The sequence below is a fragment of the Paracholeplasma brassicae genome, assembly GCF_000967915.1.
In the GTDB taxonomy this organism is placed as follows: Bacteria; Bacillota_I; Bacilli_A; order Acholeplasmatales; family UBA5453; genus Paracholeplasma; species Paracholeplasma brassicae.
The window spans coordinates 212,824-233,418 of record NC_022549.1; the positions used below are offsets into that span (position 1 = coordinate 212,824).

The following is a 20,595-nucleotide window of genomic DNA, read 5'->3' on the forward strand; positions in this document are numbered from 1 at the left end:
CCCTTTGGATAGGATTGTTTTTCTTTTATGGTAACTTTTGTTTGAAATCCCAAGGCTTTTCAGTTACAATATAATGAGCTAAGTAAAAGCACGATTAGAAAGAAGAAATAATTATGAAAAATAGATCCGAAATATTTGAGAAAATGAGCATAAAAAAGGCAGTCTTTACACTAGCACTGCCAACCATCTTATCTCAGTTAGTCTCAATGATTTACAATTTAACAGACACCTACTTCATTGGACAAGTCAATGATCCTTATCAAGTAGCGGCAGTCAACGTGGCATTTCCAATATTCTTTGTCTTAATCGTTTTTGCCAACCTATTTGGCATTGGTGGGGGCTCATTAGTCTCAAGATTATTAGGGAAGAAAGACTACGACAACATTAAAAAAGTAACTATCTCGAGTTTATTTGGGGCATTCTTGATGTCTCTTGTTTATAGTATCTTTGTTTTTGTGTATTTTGATCAACTCTTAGGACTACTTGGTACATCAGTTAATACCATTGGTCATGCGAGAGACTATTTGTTTTGGACCGTTGTTATCGGTGCGGTACCTTCTACCTTAGGCATGGTGTTTGGACACTTATTAAGAAGTGAAGGATTCTCTAAACAAGCCTCCGTTGGGATTGCGATTGGTGGGGTTTTAAACGTCATCCTGGACCCAATCTTTATCTTCGGTTTTGACATGGGTGTTGAAGGCGCTGCATTAGCAACGATGATTGCGAATACGCTTGCGATGATCTATTACGTCATACTCATTATTAAACTAGGCGATCAAACCCACATGAGCTTTGATTTTCGATTGATTAGTTTTAGAAAATACATATGGATTCCGATTTTAGCAATTGGTCTTCCTGCGGCTTCTGCCTCATTATTTAACGTTTTCGCAACGACAATCATTAATAATTTAACCTCCGTTTATGGCGATTATGAGCTAGCGGCGATGGGGATTGTTAAAAAGATTGATATGATTCCACTTCACGTGACCTTAGGTATTTCTCAAGGGATCTTGCCTTTGATTGCGTATAACTATGCAGCTAAGAATTATAAGCGTATGAGGGATATCTCAAAATATGGTATGAAACTTGTGATGATTTTTTCAATGCTTTGTGTGGTCCTCTTTGTTGTTGAGGCACCATTATTGGTACGTATCTTTATTAAAGATTCAACCACGGTGCACTTAGGTGAACGTTTCTTAAGAATTGCTGTTTTAGCCATGCCAGTCATGGGGGTAAACTTTGTTATTAATACCGCATTTCAAGCGATGGGTAAAGGTAGACAATCCCTACTGCTTTCGATTTCAAGACAAGGTTTAATCAACATTCCGCTTTTATACTTAATGGATTACTGGTTTGGTCTTTATGGGATCATTTGGACACAATTACTAGCAGACCTCTTAACGTTTGCGATTGGATTCTACTTGTTTACTAAACTAACAAGAAAACTTCACGAAGAAGAAGACTATTATAACGCTCAATTATTAACACAAGAAGTCTAGATAAATTGCCACGAACAAACGGTTCGTGGTATTTTTTACATAAAAATGTCGCTTTTTTGATTCCGATAGTGTGCTACAATAAAGAAGAGGTGTTTTCTGTGAAAATGACAATTAAGGAATTAGCAAGGCTTGCGAGTGTATCGGTTACGACCGTCTCACTTGTTCTAAATGATAAGCCTTCACGAATCTCTGAACAAAAAAAAGAAGAAATCAAACGATTAGCCAAAGAATACAATTACGAACCGAATCTAACCGCAAGAAATCTAGTAACCAAAAAATCAAAAACGATTGGTCTTTTGATTCCCGATATTGAGAACTTGTTTTTTAGTGCACTTGCTAAAAAAGTAGAAGACGAATTAAGAAAAAATGGCTACTCTTTGATTTTGGTTAATAGCGATGATTCGTATAAAAATGATTTAGAACTTATTAAGAATTTAGAGAGTCGTGGGGTCGACGGGTTACTTTTAACCATTTCGAATGAATCAGAAGCACATGAAAGAGAATATCGTAAACTTTTATCAAGACTAACCATTCCTTACGTGTTTGTCGATAGAACATTCTTAAACGATAATGACCCACAAGTCTATTTTGATAACCAATTGGGTGGGTATTTTGCCACCGAGTATTTAATTAATGAAGACTATCAAAGAATAGGCTGTTTGAGCGCACCTAGTTCAATGAATGGGCAGTTTCGATACAAAGGTTATTTAAAGGCATTAGAAACCTTTAAGATTCCATTTGATGATTCTCTGGTCTATGAAGGTGATTTTCGTTACCAAAGTGGGTATGAAGCAGGTGATTTCTACAAAGACAAATATGTTGATGCAATCTTCGCATCCAATGATTTGATGGCGTATGGGTTGATCAAACGATTAAAAGAGTTGGGGATCGATGTACCAAAAGACATTAAAGTGGTGGGTTATGACAACCTAGCGTTTTCATCCATGCTTGGCATTGATTTACCATCGGTCGAACAGAACATTTCGGATCTCGGAAGTAGTGCAGTCAAACTCTTGATGCAATTAATCAAGCAAAAACAAACAAAAATTAAAATTGTCTTAGAGCCCGTCTTTAAGCGATAAAGAAGAGAAGGTAAAACTATGCCTTCTTTTTTTTATTATAATATGTGTTGACAGCGTTTACATCCTGTGATAAGATAATGTCGTAGTTAGGTAAAACGTTTTACCAGGTGAGAATATGACGACAACAATCGAGAAGAACGCCTTAACCGTACAACTTTATCAAGACATCAGAAAAACTGTTTCGTTTAAAGAATACAAAGACGAGGACGTTGAAGTCGCACTAAAGCATACACTTTTTTCAGTGGTTGCTTATAAAGATGATCGACCAGTAGGTATTGCTCGTTTGGTTGGTGATGATCGAGTAACGTTCTTTATCAAAGACGTAGTGATTATACCAGAATACCAAAGTAACGGGGTTGGTCACCAACTCATGCTTGCCTTATTTGAATACATTGAAGAACACGCTTGTGAAGGTGCTTATGTAGGCTTAATGTCAACGCCAGGCAAAGAAGCGTTCTATGAAAAATATGGGTTTATCAAACGACCAACAGAGAATTTAGGAAGTGGGATGGTATTATACTATGAAAAGAAAAAATAAAGTCTACGTACTAGGTAGCATCAATATTGACCTAGTCGTTGAAGTTGACTATCTACCAAAACCTGGTGAAACACTCAAAGGTAAACAGTTTCTTAGAAACTTAGGTGGCAAGGGCGCAAACCAAGCCATATCAGCCAGAAGACTTGGTTGTGATACGACCTTAATTGCGAGTGTTGGTAATGATCCTTTTGGTAAAGAAGCATTAACTAAACTAAACGACAGTCTAATTAACACAACTAAAATAGAGTTATCAAACTCGGATACCGGCATGGCCTTTATCACAAGACATGAGGCGGAAAACAGAATCATCCTATACCCAGGGGCAAACCATGAGATGGATGAAAAAAGAGCGATGGATGCACTAAATGGCACTCAAGGCGACTTGTTAGTAACGCAATTTGAAATACCTTACGAGATTGTTTATCATGGGTTGAAAAAAGCCAAATCTCTTGGTATGACGACGGTATTAAATCCAGCACCCGCGACTAAAATAGGTAGTGAAATTTACGCGTGTGTGGATTACTTAATCGTCAATCAAACCGAATGCGAAATACTATCTGGGATTTACCCGAATTCGTTAGAGGATGTGTTAGTCGCCAAAGACTATTTCATTAAAAAAGGTGTCAAAAAACTGATTGTAACCTTGGGATCAAAAGGATCCATCTATGTATCAAGCGATCAGATCATTGAACAAAAAGCATTCTTTATCAAACCAGTCGATACGACTGGTGCAGGTGATTCTTATGTAGGAGGCATCGCTTATGGTCTATTAAATGAGCTAACAATGAAAGAGACCTTAGAGATAGCTTCTGCTTGTGGGGCTTACGCCACACAAAAAGAAGGGGTTTATGAAGCCATTGGAAATCATCAACAAATCATGAAATTTATGGAGGAGAGAAAATGAAAAAAAGACCAATTATCATCGATACCGATCCAGGCATTGATGACGCAGTTGCCATTGCAATCGCGTTGTTTGATGAGACCTTAGACGTCCGTTTGTTAACAACCGTTTCTGGTAACGTCAGTGTAGACAAAGTCACAGACAATCTACTGAGATTGCTCAAGTTTTGGGGCAAATCCGTAAGAGTTGCCAAAGGGGCTCAAAAACCGCTGATACAAATCAGAGAAGACGCCTCGAGCGTCCATGGGTCAAGTGGAATGGATGGCTATGAATTTCCTGCCGTGACCTATGAAAACTTAATCGAAGAGCACGCCGTAGTTGCACTTAGAAATGAACTATTAGAGTCAAAAGAAAAAATCACATTGGTTCCAATCGGACCGTTAACCAATATTGCGTTGTTGTTAAGTACCTACCCTGAAGTAAAAGAGAAGATTGAAGAAATCATATTGATGGGTGGTTCTGCAGGTAGGGGTAATTATGGGGTATTATCTGAATTTAACATAGGATTTGATCCAGAAGCTGCCAAGATTGTGTTTGAATCGGGCTTGAAAATCACAATGGCTGGGCTTGATGTGGGATTAAAAGCGCTCGTTTATCACGAGGATTCCTTAGAAATCAAAGCACAAAACAAAACAGGTGAGATGATTTACGCCCTGTTTCAAAAATATCGTGGGGGTAGTTTGAAAACAGGGTTAAAAATGTATGATTCAACGGCAATTGCCTATTTATTAAATAAAGATTTATTTGAAACGGTTTACACGCACGTTTCAATTGAAACAGAGGGCACCTATACCAAAGGTGCAACCTTAGTCGATTTAAAAGGGTATCTAAAGAAAGAACCGAACGTCACGGTTTGCCTAGATATCAAACAAGAAGAATTTAGTGTATGGTTAAAAGAAGCACTAGCTAAGTGCATCTAGTCGGGGGGAGACATTATGGAACTAGTTTTAATGTATGTAGCATCGGTACTAGCGATTGCTGCGGTTGTATTTATGTTATTAAAGAAATTAGACATCAAGATTACTTTACTTGGTGTCGGGATGGCATTAATTGTGATTGCAATGGCAATGGGCAAACTGCCAACCAAAGAATTTAATGATTTCATGGCACCATTTAATGCGATCATTGATCAGTTTAAAGCCACCCTGCCAAAAGCCGGGCTAATCATCCTAATCTTAGGTGGTTATACGGCTTACATGAGTAAGATTGGGGCAAACGATGTAACGGTTAATACTTTAACTAAGCCACTTAGAGGTATTCGTTCAGCTTATGTGTTAGTGCCAATTGTGTTCTTACTTGGAAACGTCTTATCTTTAGTCATTCCAAGCGCATCAAATTTAGCTATCATTCTATTAGCGACCTTATACCCTGTTTTAAGAAAATCAGGGATGAGCACACTAACAGCCGCAGCGGTTATCGCAACCACGGCAACCGTTATGCCGACACCACTTGGGGGGGATAACGTTGCCATCGCTCAAGCCTTGGGTATGGATGTATCAACTTATGTGTTTAGATACCATGCGATTGTATCTGTACCAACCTTATTCTTTATGGCATTTGTCCATTATTTCTGGCAAATGTATTTAGATAAGAAAGATCTTAAAAATGGGATTGTTAGACAAGAAGATTTAGAAATCGAAGCGTTAAAGACAATCAATGGTGGATTCGTGTATAAGACGGTTTATACACTATTACCACTCTTACCAATCGTGATTTTATTACTTGTCTATGTCTTTAATCTACTAACAAAAGGCACCGATATTGGCATGTCAGTTGAACTGGTTTCATTAATTTCATTTGTCATAGCGATTGTTTGTGAATTGATTAGAAAGAGAAACTCAAAAGCAGTCTTAGAAGACACAGAATCATTCTTTAGAGGCATGGGTAATGCCATGGGTATTGTGGCACTATTGGTTGCTGCTGGTGTATTTGTTCAAGGCTTAAAATCGATTGGTATTATCACGCACTTACAAGACGTGATGACGACTGCAAACGTACCAGGGTTTACACTACCACTAATCCTTGTGTTACTATCAGCTGTAATTGTCATCTTATCAGGTTCAGGTACCGCATTATTCTATGCAATGGTTCCATTAATGGCACCATTAGCACTTGCTGCAGGCATTAGTGCTTATGCAGTTACAGTTCCTATGGGACTTGCAGGAAACTTACTAAGAGCCGTATCACCAGTATCGGCCGTGGTTGTTATCGTTTCAGGAACAACCAAACAAACACCATTTAACATCGTCAAACGTACGGCGGTTCCGATGGTTGCTGGTGTGGTATTCATGTTTGTACTTTCAATGTTATTCTTCTTATAAACACAAGCCTAGTGGTAATTGGGGACTACTTACTTAAAAGAACGAGAAAACGGAGAAATCCGTTTTTTTGTTTGCCTAACGAACAAACTGAAATAATTGTGAAGCGTGAAACCGGATTTTATATTAAAATTAGATGATATTTGAGGAAAATTAAGATTGTTCTATGATAGAATAATAATAGAGGTGATTAGTTTGAAAATATTAGTAACCGGTGGGCTAGGGTATATTGGCTCACACACAATTGTTGAATTAGTTAAAAAAGGCCATGATGTTGTGATTGTTGATGATTTATCTAACGCTCAATTAGAGACACTTGATAAACTTGAGTCAATCACAAATAAACGCTTACCTTTTTATGAAATGAATGTAACCGATGAAAAACGAATGGAAGCTCTTTTCATCCAAGAATCATTTGACGCTTTGATCCATTTTGCGGGATTTAAAGCCGTAGGTGAATCGGTTTATAAACCATTAGAATACTATTATAATAACGTCGTATCTACGATGATTTTGGCAAAGTTATGTATAAAACACCACGTGGCTAAATTCATTTTTAGTTCGTCTGCAACGGTCTATGGCGATGGGGTAGCACCATTTAGTGAAACCTCACCACTCTTAAGAACAACGAACCCTTATGGGGAAACCAAAGCGATGAGTGAACGCATCTTAATGGATACTGCGTTTGCCAATAAAGGGTTTAATCCTGTCTTGCTTAGATATTTTAATCCGATTGGTGCGCACGAATCCGGCCTACTTGGTGAACTGCCAAATGGCATACCAAATAACTTAATGCCATACGTCACGCAAGTTGCCAAAGGCATTAGAGAAAAACTGAGTGTGTATGGCAATGACTACGACACCATCGATGGCACTGGTGTTAGAGACTACATTCACGTCGTGGATTTAGCTAAAGGTCACGTTGCGGCAGTCGAAGCAGATCTAAACGGTGCCAATGTCTTTAACTTAGGGACTGGAAAAGGGACATCGGTATTAGAAATTATCAAAGCCTTTGAAAGCGAAAACAACATTAAATTGAATTATCAAATCGTTGATCGCCGTGCAGGGGATATCGCAACGTCATACGCAGACGTCAAAAAAGCCAAGGAAGTCTTAGGTTGGGAAGCCAAACTAGGCATTAAAGAAATGGTTAAAGACGCTTGGTATTTTGAAAAAAACATCAAGTAAAACTAGATAGACAACCCATTCGAGGTTGTCTTTTTTTTCGTTTTTTACTATAATAAGTACTGGTGATAAAATGAAAAAATGTCCAAACTGTTGGAATGAAGTTAAACCGACCGATGCGGTTTGTCCTTTTTGCAAAGAAAAATTAAAGCGTACATTTGAATACGAAGCCAAACTAACTGATCGTAGTGCGTATCAAAATGATAAAAATCTATACGTCTATGCCCTACCATTCTTATTTCAAAAAGGACTCACATTTAAAGGCGTAAGTTCAAGGTTTGAGTATTTTATGGGACTCTTTTATTTAGCAGTAATCTTTACGTTATGTGCAATTTATCTAAACGTTTTACTGCCTGTGTTTTATCTTTCAATCATTCCAATCATTAACGCAACCACCAGACGTCTACACGATTCTAACCGAAACGCAAAAGACTACTTGATTTTACTCATTCCTTTAATGGGTATTATTTTCTTCTTTACCTATTTGGTAGCTGAAACAAACCCACACTCAGTTTATAGGGATCACATCAAAAAAGGATAAACACCAGTTTTGGTGTTTTTTTCATAATTTACGTTTCTTCTAAAATAGATTGACAAGAGTGAGTTAATTTGAAACAATGAATATGATACGTGTAAGGTAGGCGAAATAATGGATATAATCAAAGAGTCACTAATCATCGTTGGATCGATTTTTGGTGTACTAACGTTTTATCGTGAAATATACAAATGGATTGGGTTTTTTATGAAATCAAGAACCTACCCCACAACGACAATTAAAAGAGAATATGCGGTGTTAATTCCGGCTAGAAACGAAGAAAAAGTCATTGGTAATTTGATTGACAGCATCAAACTTCAAAATTACGATCAATCTAAGATTACGATTTTTGTGGTTGCAGATAACTGCACTGACCAAACAGCCATTGTTGCAAAAACGCATGGGGCGATCTGTTATGAACGATTTGATGATCAGAAAAAGCGTAAGGGGTACGCCCTTGATTATCTGGTCAATAGAATAAAAAAAGATTATGACATCAATGCATTTGATGGATTTTTTGTCTTTGATGCCGATAATGTATTAGAGCTCGATTTTATCGAGGAAATGAATAAGGCATTTGTACAGACAAACAGCATTGTAACGAGTTATAGAAATACTAAAAACTTTGATACGAACTGGATATCTGCTTCGTATGGGATTCACTTTTATCGTCGGTCAATGGCGTATCACAGACCAAGAAGTATCTTAGGTATTGGTACACATTTAAGTGGAACGGGTTTTCTTATGCCAACCTCAGTCATTTCTGATGGGTTTCACTTTCACGAGCTTACGGAAGACACTGAAATGACAATGGTCACTTCGGCAAATGGCATGAAGATTGCTTATTGTGAAAGTGCAATCCATTACGATGAACAACCCACCTCATTAAAAGTAGCATTGACCCAACGGTTAAGATGGACAAAAGGCCGATTAAATGTCTTTAAGAAGACCTGGCGTAATACAATCAAAGGGATATTCAAATCGAATGGATTTACCAACTATGATCTATTCTTTTATTTATTTCCTTACAGTTTAGTCGAACTTGGATTTCAAATTTGTTTGATGGTTGGTGGTGTCATCACTGCACTCCTTTTGGGTGGGTCATTAAACATTCGTGGATTATTTATCGCGGTACTGTTATACTATTTGGCAAAATACGTTTCGAATTTATTTTATAATACACTCGCGGTAATCAGAGAGAAAAAAAACATTAGTTGCCCGTTTTACAAAACGGTATTTTTCTTAATCGTATCCCCTTGGTTTCAATTGATTAGTATTTACTTAATGGTGGTTAGTTTATTTAAAAACGTACAATGGCACCCGATCATACATAGCGATTCGAAAACAATTGATGAGATTAAACAAGATAAAAAAACAATCCAAATTTTGAATACAAAGTCAGTATTTTGGAAAGTGATGGAAACGTTTGGCATCGTCATTGGGTTATTAGGGTTAATCTTATTTACCTACATTAATCAGGTCATTGAGATTTCTTTTATGAACCGGATAACCTACTTTGTGATACCTTCAATGGCCACCATATCGATCGTTTTTTTCAGTAGTTATGTGTTTAATAAAAAAACAGGTGATGAAAGACAAAATAAAAAAGCTAAAATGAGTTCAAAAGAATAAGGCGAATAACCGCTTTTTTTTCTAAGAGGGCAGTGTCTATGATAAAATAGAGTATAGATAAAACACCTAAGAAAGAAGGTATTTTGATGAAAGATGACGTAACGATTTCAAATGAAGCCAAATTAGTTCCAATTAAAGAGATTATTGGTAAACTCGGGATTAACGAAGAACATGTATCTTACTATGGGAAATCAATCGCTAAGATTGATCATAAATTAACGCCCGAAGAAGAAAAACAAACGGATGCTAAATTAATTTTAGTAACGGCCATCACACCAACCCCCTTTGGAGAGGGAAAGACAACCATGTCAATTGCCTTAAACGATGGCTTAAACCGGATTGGTAAAAAAGCGATGGCTGCTTTAAGAGAGCCCTCACTTGGACCCGTCTTAGGTATGAAAGGCGGCGCAACCGGTGGTGGCTATGCGCAAGTCGTTCCAAAAGAAAAAATCAACCTACATTTTACTGGAGACTTACACGCGATAACAACGGCACATAATTTTATTAGTGCAGCCATCGATAATCACTTTCATTTTAATAACCCCTTAAACCTTGATAAAACCCGTATTACATGGCCAAGAGCCATGGACATGAATGATCGTGCCTTAAGAAGTATTGAAACCATCTATCGAAAAGACAGTTTTTTAATTACGGCTGCCTCTGAAATCATGGCGATTTTTAGCTTGGCAAGTTCAATTAAGGATTTAAGAAGAAGACTGGATGAGATCTTAATTGGTTATGACCTATCTGGAAATGAGGTATACCTAAAAGCACTTGGAATCACAGATAGCTTACTGATTATTTTAAAAGAAGCCATCGATCCAAACTTAGTCCAAACCTTAGAAAATAACCCGGTCTTAATTCATGGGGGGCCTTTTGCGAATATCGCACATGGATGTAATAGCGTTTTTGCGACAAAGAAGGCATTGAAATTGGCAGATTACGTGGTGACCGAAGCGGGCTTTGGGGCGGATTTAGGGGCTCAAAAATTCTTAGACATCAAAACCAAATTGATTGATAAAACACCCGATGTGATTGTGGTTGTTTCAACCATTAGAGCACTGAAGTATCATGGGAACTTAAAAGAAGAAAATCCTATGGAACAATTGCGATTAGGGGTATCGAATTTAGAGGCACATTTGGCGCATTTGAGTTGTTATGAACTACCTTTGGTGGTATCCCTAAATGAGTTTTATAACGACACAAAAGAAGAAATTGACTTTATGATGAATCACCTAAAAGAACTCGGTTATCCGGTGGTTCGTGTGACAAGTTTTAAGGATGGTTCAATTGGTGCAGAACAACTGGCAAACACCGTGGTTGAGCTTTCAAAACAAACAAGTCAGATCAATTACACGTACGAGAAAAAAGATGATTTATTTCAAAAAGCGAAAAAGATTGCTTCTCGTATGTATGGGGCAAATGATGTCGTTTACAGTAAAAAAGCACAAAGAAAACTAAGCGAACTTAACGGAACCTATAAAGAGTTTGATGTGGTCGTGGCTAAAACCCCATTGTCATTTTCAAATGACCCAAAAAGACGAGGTCTTGTTCATGAGTTTGATTTAATGATTGAGGACGTTAGAGTATCTAGGGGTGCAGGGTTTGTCGTTTTATTAACCAAAGGGATCATTACGATGCCAGGCTTACCAGAAGAACCAAATGCGAAGAAGATGTTTATGGATGATTTTGGGAACATCAGCGGCAAGATTTAAGGAGGCTAAACATGTTATTAGATGGAAAAAATAGCGCAAAAGAATACGAAGATAGTTTGCGTCTTAAAATAGATAAAATCAAAGAAAAAAGTGGTAGAGCGCCACATTTAACAGTCATCATGGTTGGCAATAATGAAGCTTCAAAAACATACGTATCAAGTAAAAAGAAAGCATGCCTTCGTGTAGGGATGACCTCAGACATCAAGTATTTAGACGAAAGCATTAAAGAAGATGAATTAATTGCGCTAATTGAATCACTCAATAAGAATGATGATATCGATGGTATTTTAGTTCAACTACCACTACCTAAACACATCAATGAATCTTTGGTTGTAAACACCGTAGATCCTTTAAAAGACGTGGATGGACTTACGATTCTTAATGCGGGTAAAGTATTTACAAAAACGGGTGGGGTTGCACCGGCCACACCAAAAGGAATTATGATGTTGCTTGAAAAATACAACATCAACGTCTGCGGGATGCACGCAGTGGTTGTCGGTAGATCTAACCTCGTTGGACTTCCGATCGCAAAACTGTTAAATGACTCAGATGCGACGGTTACGCTATGCCACAGGCAAACCAGACATCTAAGTACCTTTACAAAGTCTGCGGATCTACTTGTGGTTGCGGTGGGTAAAAAAGATATGATCACCAAAGACATGGTTAAACCAGGGGCAATCGTGATTGACGTTGGCATCAACCGAATGGACGGTAAGCTATATGGTGACGTATCAAGCGAAGTCTCAAGCATTGCTAGCTACTTCACGCCAGTCCCAGGTGGTGTCGGTCCAATGACCATAAATGCATTATTACACAATCTATTAGAACTATATGAGGTAAGACATGATTGCTAGATATCAAAGACAAATTATGGCCAGCATATGGAGTGAAGAAAATCGCTTTAAATCGCTATTTAAAGTAGAAATTGCAGCTTCTTATGCTTGGATGAAGTTAGGCCTGTTTGATGAGTCCGTTTTTAAAGAAATTGAACAAGCAACCTACGACATCGAAGAAATCAAAACATTAGAAAAAGAAACCAAACACGACATCATCGCGTTTACGAGAAACATCTCAAACCGGATGAATAGTGAGGCTAAAAAATGGATTCACTATGGGTTAACTTCAACCGATGTGGTTGATACGGCTTACGCTCTTCAGTTTAAAGAAGCCAATGACATCCTAGAACAAGACATCTTAAGCTTTATGGCAACTTTAAAACGACTTGCCTACAGTTATAAAGACACGCTTTGTATAGGTCGAACGCACGGCATGCACGCAGACTTGACATCGTTTGGGTTTAAGTTTGCGCTTTATTACGATGAAATGAAACGCAACTACGAGCGTTTCGTGATGGCTAGAAAAACCATTGAAGTGGGTAAGATAAGTGGCGCTGTTGGTAATTTCGCAAACGTCGATCCAATGGTTGAGACGATTGTTTGTGAAAGCCTACAAATCAATCAAGCCAAAAGTTCGACTCAAGTCTTAGCGCGTGACTCACACGCGTATTATATGACAGTGCTTGCACTTATCGGCTCCACGCTAGAAAAAATCGCAACTGAAATTCGACACCTATCAAGAAATGAAATTGGTGAGGTTAGTGAAGCCTTTGGTAAAAATCAAAAAGGGTCATCTGCGATGCCTCAAAAGAAAAACCCAATTTCAAGTGAAAACATTTGTGGGTGTAGTAGGGTCTTAAGAGGGTATCTTACCCCTGCATTTGAAAACATCAACTTATGGCACGAAAGAGATATCTCTCATTCGAGTGCAGAACGCATCATCTTTGAAGACGCGACAACGCTACTTGACTACATGCTAAATCGTTATGAACAAACACTGTTGGGTTTGGTTGTGAATGAGAAACGAATGATTGAAAACATTTCATTTAGTTTTGATACACTTTATTCACAGCGCGTGATGACTAAGTTAATTGATAAAGGACAAACCAGAGAAGACGCCTATGACTTGATTCAACGTCTAACCAAAGAAGCGTTTAACGTGCGTCAAAGCTTCAAAACCCTGTTGTTAAAAGAAGGTAATGTAACGATGTGGTTGAATCAAGACGAGATAGAGGCTTGTTTTACAAACGATTATTATCTAAAACAAATCGACTATATTTTTAATCGCGTATTTTCTTAAAGAGTGTATCGTTTGACTCTTAAGCACCATATTTATATAATTAAGGTGAAAGAAAGGATGATTAAATTATGAGTAATATATTAGTAGCATACTGGACTGCAACAGGTAATACACAAGCAATGGCAGTTAAAGTTGCTGAAGGCGCAAATGCAGACTTAAAAGAAATTAGTGAAATCTCACCTGAAGATGCTCTTCAATACGAAAAAATCGCATTTGGTTGCCCAGCAATGGGGGACACATTCGAGGAGGCTGAAGAGTTCTTAGAATGGTATGAACAACTAGAAGCAGGTCTTGAAGGCAAGAAAATTGCCATCTTTGGATCCTTTGGTTGGGGTTCTGGTGAATGGATGGAAGATTGGACCGATCGTATCGGCCAAACAACCGCTGTTTTATTTGAAGAACCACTAATGGCAAACGAAGCACCTTCTTCAGACGACGAAGACGCTTGTGTGTCATTTGGCCAACGTTTCTCACAATTCTAATTTAACTAAAAGAGAAGGCGATTAAAGCCTTCTTTTTTTCGTTATTCAAAGAATTTCTAAATTCATTCATGTAAGCGTTATTAGGGTTTACAAGTTCATGGATGCTTGTTATAATAGCCGTGTATTCAATATGTATCGTATAATCAGCCTAATATGGGGGCTAAGTTTCTACCGCGAGCCTATAACGTCGCGACTACGATATGAAAACCATTTTTTTATTTGTTTTCATATGTAGAAATGCCACCTATTTTACCAAAAATAGGGGCATTTTTCTTTTTTGATGATTAGTGTTGAATACACCATTTTTACAAAATAAAAAAGGAGAACAAGAAAAAATGGACAGAATTAAACAGTTTTTCAAGCTAGAACAACTTGGATCAACCGTATCTAAAGAAGTACTAGCGGGGGTAACGACATTTACAGCAATGGTCTACATTGTGTTTGTCAACCCATCGATTTTAGGCGTTGCAGGGATGCCTGTCGGCGCGGTATTCTTAGCAACAATCTTCTCAGCGGTCGTTGGTACCCTAATTATGGGCTTATTCGCAAATGTGCCTTACGCACAAGCGCCAGGGATGGGGTTAAATGCCTTATTCACTTACACCGTTGTTTTAAACTTTGGATTTTCTTGGCAAGAAGCACTTGGCTTGGTATTTATTTCAGGGCTCTTTAATATTGCGATTACGGTCACTCGTGTGCGTAAATCAATTATTAAGGCGATTCCTAAGTTCTTGCAAAGCGCGATTGGTGGCGGCATTGGGTTATTTATTGCCTACATTGGCTTTTTAAACGTTGGATTAATTGAGTTTGGTGCAGTACCTGAGTTAAACAAGTTTACAACGGCGCCATCGGTTTTAATGATCATTGGCTTAATTTTGACGTTAGTTCTTATCTTAGTTAAAGTAAAAGGTGCGATTCTAATTGGTATTATCGCAACCACACTCATTGGTATTCCAATGGGCGTAACCAATCTTTCTGGCATTTCATTTGATATTGTAGGACCATTTAAAGAACTTGATCAAACCTTCTTTGCGGCATTTGATGGTTTAGGTACGTTATTTAGTGACATTAACCGTCTACCAATGGCGTTCTTAGCAATTTTCGCATTTACATTATCTGATGTGTTTGATACGATTGGTACGTTTATTGGTACAGGTCGTAAAACGGGTATCTTCACTGATGAAGACATGGACGCCATGGAAAATTCAAAAGGGTTTAAAACCAAGATGGAAAAAGCATTACTTGCTGATGCAATCGCAACCACAACAGGGGCATTGATTGGTACGTCAAACGTGACAACCTACGTTGAAAGTGCGGCAGGTATCGAGGTTGGTGGTAAGACTGGTTTAACGAGTGTTGTCACATCTGTTCTATTCTTATTAATGATTTTTGCTGCACCGATTGCTGGCATCATTCCAGGGGCCGCAACCGCACCAGCCTTAATCATTGTTGGTATTATGATGGTTTCAAGTTTTGCCGATGTGAAGTGGGAAGATTTAACTGAAGCGATTCCTGCATTCTTTACGGTGATTATCATGACACTTGCCTATAACATTACTTATGGGATTGCGTTTGGGTTTATTATGTATGTGGTCACAAGAATCGTGACAAACCGTTCAAAAGAAATTCACCCAATTATTTGGGGTTCAACTGGCATCTTCATCTTCTATTTCGTCTTAATGGCTTTAAGAGGCATTGGCGTCTTATAAAATGAATGAATATTCAGGTATCAAAGTAACTTAATGTAAAAAAAATCAAACACCTATCATTTTTTAGGTGTTTTTTTGACAATAAAATGATAGAATAGATGTGACTAAGGAGGGCGTTTATGAATATATGGCATGATATAGACGAAAATCGCATTTCGCCAGAACGCTTTGTAGCTTGTATCGAGATATCAAAAGGCAGTAAGAAAAAATACGAATTAGATAAAGATACCGGCATGATAATTTTAGATAGAGTCTTGTACACATCGACTCACTACCCGGCCAACTATGGGTTTATTCCAAGAACCTATGCCGGCGACAATGACCCACTTGACGTGTTAGTGCTTTGTCAAGAAGACATTGAGCCACTATCGCTTGTTAACTGTATTCCGATTGGGGTTATTAAAATGATTGATTCTGACCAAGTCGATGAAAAGATTATTGCGATTGCCGTTGGGGATCCATCGCTTGCGCAGTACAATGACATCTCAGAATTACCAGGGCATTTATTAAATGAAATGGGACACTTTTTTGAAGTGTATAAGTCATTAGAAGGTAAGAAAACATACATCCTAGATATTGGGGATAAAAAAGCAGCAGAAGACATTATCAATGATTCGTTAAAACGTTATAGAGAGATATTTTTAGGTTAGGGTGAAATTATGGGAAGAGCACATGAAGTAAGAAAGGTCGCAATGGCAAAAACCGCTGCGGCAAAAAGTAAATTATATGCAAAATACGGAAAAGAAATCTACATGGCAGCAAAAGCTGGCATTCCAGATCCAGAATCAAACGTTTCTTTAAAGAAGATTATTGAGAAAGCGAAAAAAGACCAAGTGTCCGCTGACGTCATTAGCCGTGCGATTGAAAAAGCAAAAGGTGGATCAGATGAAGCCTACATCGCCGCAAGATACGAAGGGTTTGGTCCTGGCAATTCACAATTAATTGTTGAGGCACTAACCGATAACGTTAATCGTACGATTGCAGAAGTTAGAACCATATTCAATAAAAATGGTGGTAAACTAGGGTCTGTCTTGCACATGTTTGAAAACAAGGCGGTCTTCACTTTCCAAGGGTTAACTGAGGATGAAGTTTATGAAATTCTACTTGAAGGGGATTGTGATATTTCAGATTTAGAAGTCGATGAAGAATTTGTTACAATCACTGCTGATGCACAACAATACAACCAAATTAGAACAACACTCTTAGATCAAAAACCAGAACTAGATTTAGAGGTTGATGCAGTGATGTGGTTACCACTTGCTGAGACGACCTTAGAAGGTCATGATTTGGAATTGTTTGATCGTATGATGGCTCAATTTGATGAGCTAGATGACGTTCAAGAAGTTTTCCACAACGTCACAAGAGACTAGTGATTTCAAAGTTAAGTAGAAATACTTAGCTTTTTTTTACGTAAATCCCTCTTTAAATTATAATCTTTCTAAGATTTTATTGTTATTTTTGTAAGGGTGATTGTGATATTGGTAATGATACTCGTTTGAATAGATGATTGATAAACGCGTTAATAGGGCGTTTATCAATTCTTGACAAGGACATTAAAAGATGTATAAAATTAACAAAAAATCCAGTTTAATTGAGTGATTTAAAGTGTTATAAAAGACTGATTTTATAAAGAATATAAGACATCTTAAACAAAAACTCATAAAATGGCTGAAAATTGCTCTTTTTAAATATGAGATATTATGTTAAAATCGCACTTGTCAACCGATTTACACTAGTAATTTAATGGGTTGTAATATATAATATTAACGGTGATAACTATGAAACAAGTACTAGATTCAATTCAAGTAAGTAAGACCTTAAAACGCTTAACGCATGAAATCATTGAACGACACGATGATTTAAACGGGATCGTTTTGTTTGGGATAAGATCAAAGGGATTACCGATTGCGAAAATCGTAAAAAAGAATTTAGAAGTCTTTACTGGCATCGATGTGCCACTGTATGAATTAGACATTAGAGGTTATCGAGACGACGATAAAAAAGTCCCTCAAAAACCAGTCAAGGTGGACATTAAAGATAAGAATGTGATTTTAATTGATGATGTGCTTTATACCGGAAGAAGTGTTAGAGCGGCCCTTGATGCGGTCGTTGATATGGCAAGACCGTCAAAAATTGAGTTTCTCGTTTTAGTCGACAGAGGCCATAGGGAACTACCGATTCGTGCGGATTACGTTGGAAAAAACATGCCAACCTCACACGATGAAGTGCTGATATTTGATACGGATGAATTAGCAATGTACATCAAGAATAAGTAGAAAAATATAAGGGGGATGCCAATGCTAGGAATAAGCAATAAAGATAGTCTTGTTTTAGACGCACTTAAACAAGAAGAGAAAAGGCAAGAATCGCACATCGAATTGATTGCGTCTGAAAACTTTGTCTCTAAAGAAGTGCTTTTTTTACAAGGGTCGGTTTTAACCAATAAATACGCCGAAGGGTATCCTTCAAAACGGTATTACGATGGGTGTGAGTACGTCGATGTCATCGAAAACTTAGCCATCAAACGCATTTGTCAATTATTTGATGCTGGTTATGCGAATGTTCAACCACACAGTGGCTCACAAGCCAACATGGCGGCCATTAGAAGTTTAATTAAACCGGGTGAAAAAATCTTAGGGATGGGGTTAAACGAAGGTGGTCACTTAACGCATGGCTATCATTTGAGTTTTAGTGGGTCGGATTACGTCGGTGTGACCTATGGGGTTAATAAAGAAACTGAAACCATTGATTACGAAGCAGTTAGACAAATCGCTTTAAGAGAAAAACCACAGTTGATCATCGCGGGGGCTTCGGCTTATCCAAGAGCAATCGACTTTAAGAAATTCCGAGAGATCGCCGATGAGGTGGGTGCTAAATTACTAGTTGATATGGCACACATCGCAGGACTAATTGCTGCAGGGCTTCATCAAAACCCAATGCCATACGCACACGTTGTGACAACCACCACCCACAAAACCTTAAGAGGGCCACGCGGTGGTGTAATTTTAACAAACGATGAGGCATTATCAAAAATAATCAACCGACAAGTGTTTCCTGGGATTCAAGGTGGGCCATTGATGCATGTGATTGCCGCAAAAGCAACGGCGTTCTTTGAAGCCTTAGATGACTCATTTAACGTCTATCAACAACAGGTCATCAAGAATGCGCAAACCTTAGCCAAACGCTTAGAAACACTTGGCTACCGCATCGTCTCTGGTGGTACGGACAATCATTTACTGCTTGTTGATGTGTATCACTCGATTGGTAAAACAGGTAAAGAAGCAGCAAGTATTCTTTCATCTGTGAACATCACATGTAATAAAAACACCATTCCTTATGATGAATTAAAACCAGCAATAACGAGTGGTATAAGGTTAGGTACTCCAGCGGTAACCAGCCGAGGATTGAAAGAAGAAGATATGGTAATAGTGGCCAATTTAATTGATTGTGCCTTAAGAAATAAAGACAGCATAGAAAATATTAAGAAAGAGGTCGTGTCATTGATGGATCGTTTTCCGATTTATCAATAGACATTCAAATGAGGTGAAACGATGATTGAAAAAACAAAATGCCTTCCTGATGGCAAACACGAAAGAAAAAGCCAAGAAGTAATTCACTATTTAGAAGCAGACTTTTTGTATTACCCAACCACAGACCTAAGATGCCCTGCTGGGGAATCTTGTGTGATCGATGGACAATACGTTAAAGTCGGTGAACTCATTGGAACAAGAAAAGGTGCGTTTTTTGAGCAACCAATCCATTCCACTGTGTCAGGTTATGTTGTAGGTACTGAAAAGAAGATTCACAGCAGTGGTCAAACCGTTGACTGTATGATTGTTCAAAACGACAAGAAGTATGTTTTACATGAGTCTTGTGTGCCAAGAACTGACGAGGATATTGAACAACTAAGCAAGGAAGATTACATAAAAATCATTAAAGATTCTGGATTGTCCGGACTTGGTGGTTCAGGCTTTCCAACCTATGTAAAACTCCAAACCAAAGAAACCATCCACACGGTGGTGGCTAATGGGGTTGAATGTGAACCACATCTAATCTCAGACTACAAGTTAATTCTTGATAAAGCCAAAGAAATCGTTGAAGGTTTAACACTTTCAATGAGAGCCTTAGGAGCGACTAAAGGGGTTATTGCAGTAAAAGCAAAATACCCAGAATTAGCTGGTGTATTCGAATCACAATTTGCAGAATTTTCGAAGTTTGATTTAGAAGTTAAAAGAGTTGGTAACTACTACCCAGCAGGTTGGGAAGTTGAAACCATTAAATCATCTACAGGTATTTCAGTACCACCGGGTGAATTAACTGCTAAGTATGGCGTTGTTGTGTTTAACGTTGCAACCCTATATGGTATGTACCGTGCGATTCGTAGAAACATTCCAATCACTGAACGTTTCTTCTCAATCTCAGGTGATGGGATTAAAGAATCGAAGAACTTTAGAGTTCGTATTGGAACACCAGTTCGTGATTTAATCGAAATGTGTGGTGGATACACAGAAAATGATAAACCAAAAGCGGTCATCGTTGGTGGACCAATGATGGGTAATTCACTACAAAATGACGATTTAATCGTCACGAAGACTTGCACAAGTTTAATCGTATTTGATGAAAACGTCGTGGAATCTGAACCTTGTATTCACTGTGCGTCTTGTGTGTATTCTTGTCCAGTGAATATTCAACCAGTTCAAATCATGAACGCTTATAAAGAACGCGATAAAGAAGCAGTTGAAGCGTTAGGTGTAAATAAATGTATTGAATGCGGTCTTTGCTCATTCACATGTCCTTCTAAGATTCATTTAACAGAAACCATGAGACAAGCAAAACGATTCATTAGAAAATAAGGGGTAAGAT

General features: G+C 38.0%; 19 protein-coding genes and 1 riboswitch. All 19 genes read left to right on the forward strand.

What is annotated here, in order from left to right:
- Nucleotides 1-113: 113 nt before the first annotated feature.
- The 19 genes from BN853_RS00860 to BN853_RS00950 all read left to right on the forward strand — a co-directional run bounded on the left by BN853_RS00860 (nucleotide 114) and on the right by BN853_RS00950 (nucleotide 20,585).
- Nucleotides 114-1,499: an MATE family efflux transporter gene (locus BN853_RS00860; protein ID WP_030004070.1), complete on the forward strand. Its 1,386-nt coding sequence runs from the start codon at nucleotides 114-116 to the stop codon at nucleotides 1,497-1,499.
- Nucleotides 1,500-1,603: 104 nt separating this feature from the next.
- Entirely contained in the window at nucleotides 1,604-2,581 is a 978-nt protein-coding gene (locus tag BN853_RS00865; RefSeq protein ID WP_231857094.1) for a LacI family DNA-binding transcriptional regulator, read from the forward strand.
- 115 nt (nucleotides 2,582-2,696) lie between these two features.
- A complete protein-coding gene (locus BN853_RS00870; RefSeq protein ID WP_030004072.1) occupies nucleotides 2,697-3,119 on the forward strand; it encodes a GNAT family N-acetyltransferase in 423 nt (140 codons plus the stop codon).
- Nucleotides 3,103-4,023: a ribokinase gene (locus tag BN853_RS00875; RefSeq protein ID WP_030004073.1), complete on the forward strand. Its 921-nt coding sequence runs from the start codon at nucleotides 3,103-3,105 to the stop codon at nucleotides 4,021-4,023. The genes BN853_RS00870 and BN853_RS00875 overlap by 17 nt, the downstream gene beginning before the upstream one ends.
- Nucleotides 4,020-4,940, forward strand: coding sequence for a ribonucleoside hydrolase RihC (gene rihC / locus BN853_RS00880; RefSeq protein WP_030004074.1), 921 nt, complete (start codon nucleotides 4,020-4,022; stop codon nucleotides 4,938-4,940). The genes BN853_RS00875 and rihC overlap by 4 nt, the downstream gene beginning before the upstream one ends.
- A gap of 15 nt (nucleotides 4,941-4,955) precedes the next feature.
- Nucleotides 4,956-6,341: a C4-dicarboxylate transporter DcuC gene (dcuC, locus tag BN853_RS00885; RefSeq protein ID WP_030004075.1), complete on the forward strand. Its 1,386-nt coding sequence runs from the start codon at nucleotides 4,956-4,958 to the stop codon at nucleotides 6,339-6,341.
- A gap of 192 nt (nucleotides 6,342-6,533) precedes the next feature.
- A complete protein-coding gene (gene galE / locus BN853_RS00890; protein ID WP_030004076.1) occupies nucleotides 6,534-7,526 on the forward strand; it encodes a UDP-glucose 4-epimerase GalE in 993 nt (330 codons plus the stop codon).
- A 70-nt stretch (nucleotides 7,527-7,596) separates the two neighbouring features.
- Nucleotides 7,597-8,064: a DUF805 domain-containing protein gene (locus tag BN853_RS00895; RefSeq protein WP_030004077.1), complete on the forward strand. Its 468-nt coding sequence runs from the start codon at nucleotides 7,597-7,599 to the stop codon at nucleotides 8,062-8,064.
- A gap of 108 nt (nucleotides 8,065-8,172) precedes the next feature.
- Nucleotides 8,173-9,690: a glycosyltransferase family 2 protein gene (locus BN853_RS00900; RefSeq protein ID WP_030004078.1), complete on the forward strand. Its 1,518-nt coding sequence runs from the start codon at nucleotides 8,173-8,175 to the stop codon at nucleotides 9,688-9,690.
- 86 nt (nucleotides 9,691-9,776) lie between these two features.
- Nucleotides 9,777-11,405: a formate--tetrahydrofolate ligase gene (locus BN853_RS00905; protein ID WP_030004079.1), complete on the forward strand. Its 1,629-nt coding sequence runs from the start codon at nucleotides 9,777-9,779 to the stop codon at nucleotides 11,403-11,405.
- An 11-nt stretch (nucleotides 11,406-11,416) separates the two neighbouring features.
- Complete coding sequence (locus tag BN853_RS00910; RefSeq protein WP_030004080.1) at nucleotides 11,417-12,259, forward strand: bifunctional 5,10-methylenetetrahydrofolate dehydrogenase/5,10-methenyltetrahydrofolate cyclohydrolase; 843 nt, start codon at nucleotides 11,417-11,419, stop codon at nucleotides 12,257-12,259.
- A complete protein-coding gene (purB, locus tag BN853_RS00915; protein WP_030004081.1) occupies nucleotides 12,249-13,541 on the forward strand; it encodes an adenylosuccinate lyase in 1,293 nt (430 codons plus the stop codon). The genes BN853_RS00910 and purB overlap by 11 nt, the downstream gene beginning before the upstream one ends.
- 68 nt (nucleotides 13,542-13,609) lie before the next feature.
- The gene (locus BN853_RS00920) at nucleotides 13,610-14,023 is read left to right on the forward strand and encodes a flavodoxin domain-containing protein (protein WP_030004082.1); all 414 of its coding nucleotides are present in this window, start codon (nucleotides 13,610-13,612) and stop codon (nucleotides 14,021-14,023) included.
- Between the two features lie 115 nt (nucleotides 14,024-14,138).
- A riboswitch (purine riboswitch) is annotated at nucleotides 14,139-14,239 on the forward strand.
- 128 nt (nucleotides 14,240-14,367) lie between these two features.
- Entirely contained in the window at nucleotides 14,368-15,732 is a 1,365-nt protein-coding gene (locus tag BN853_RS00925; protein ID WP_052591419.1) for a solute carrier family 23 protein, read from the forward strand.
- A 119-nt stretch (nucleotides 15,733-15,851) separates the two neighbouring features.
- The gene (locus tag BN853_RS00930; RefSeq protein WP_030004084.1) at nucleotides 15,852-16,382 is read left to right on the forward strand and encodes an inorganic diphosphatase; all 531 of its coding nucleotides are present in this window, start codon (nucleotides 15,852-15,854) and stop codon (nucleotides 16,380-16,382) included.
- Between the two features lie 9 nt (nucleotides 16,383-16,391).
- A complete protein-coding gene (locus BN853_RS00935; RefSeq protein ID WP_030004085.1) occupies nucleotides 16,392-17,102 on the forward strand; it encodes a YebC/PmpR family DNA-binding transcriptional regulator in 711 nt (236 codons plus the stop codon).
- A 402-nt stretch (nucleotides 17,103-17,504) separates the two neighbouring features.
- On the forward strand, nucleotides 17,505-18,008 hold the full coding sequence (pyrR, locus tag BN853_RS00940; protein ID WP_157869960.1) for a bifunctional pyr operon transcriptional regulator/uracil phosphoribosyltransferase PyrR: 504 nt from the start codon (nucleotides 17,505-17,507) through the stop codon (nucleotides 18,006-18,008).
- Nucleotides 18,009-18,029: 21 nt separating this feature from the next.
- Nucleotides 18,030-19,262 (forward strand): serine hydroxymethyltransferase, encoded by a 1,233-nt coding sequence (gene glyA, locus BN853_RS00945; protein WP_030004087.1) that lies wholly within the window; start codon nucleotides 18,030-18,032, stop codon nucleotides 19,260-19,262.
- A 21-nt stretch (nucleotides 19,263-19,283) separates the two neighbouring features.
- Nucleotides 19,284-20,585, forward strand: coding sequence for an RnfABCDGE type electron transport complex subunit C (locus BN853_RS00950; protein WP_030004088.1), 1,302 nt, complete (start codon nucleotides 19,284-19,286; stop codon nucleotides 20,583-20,585).
- Nucleotides 20,586-20,595 lie beyond the last annotated feature (10 nt).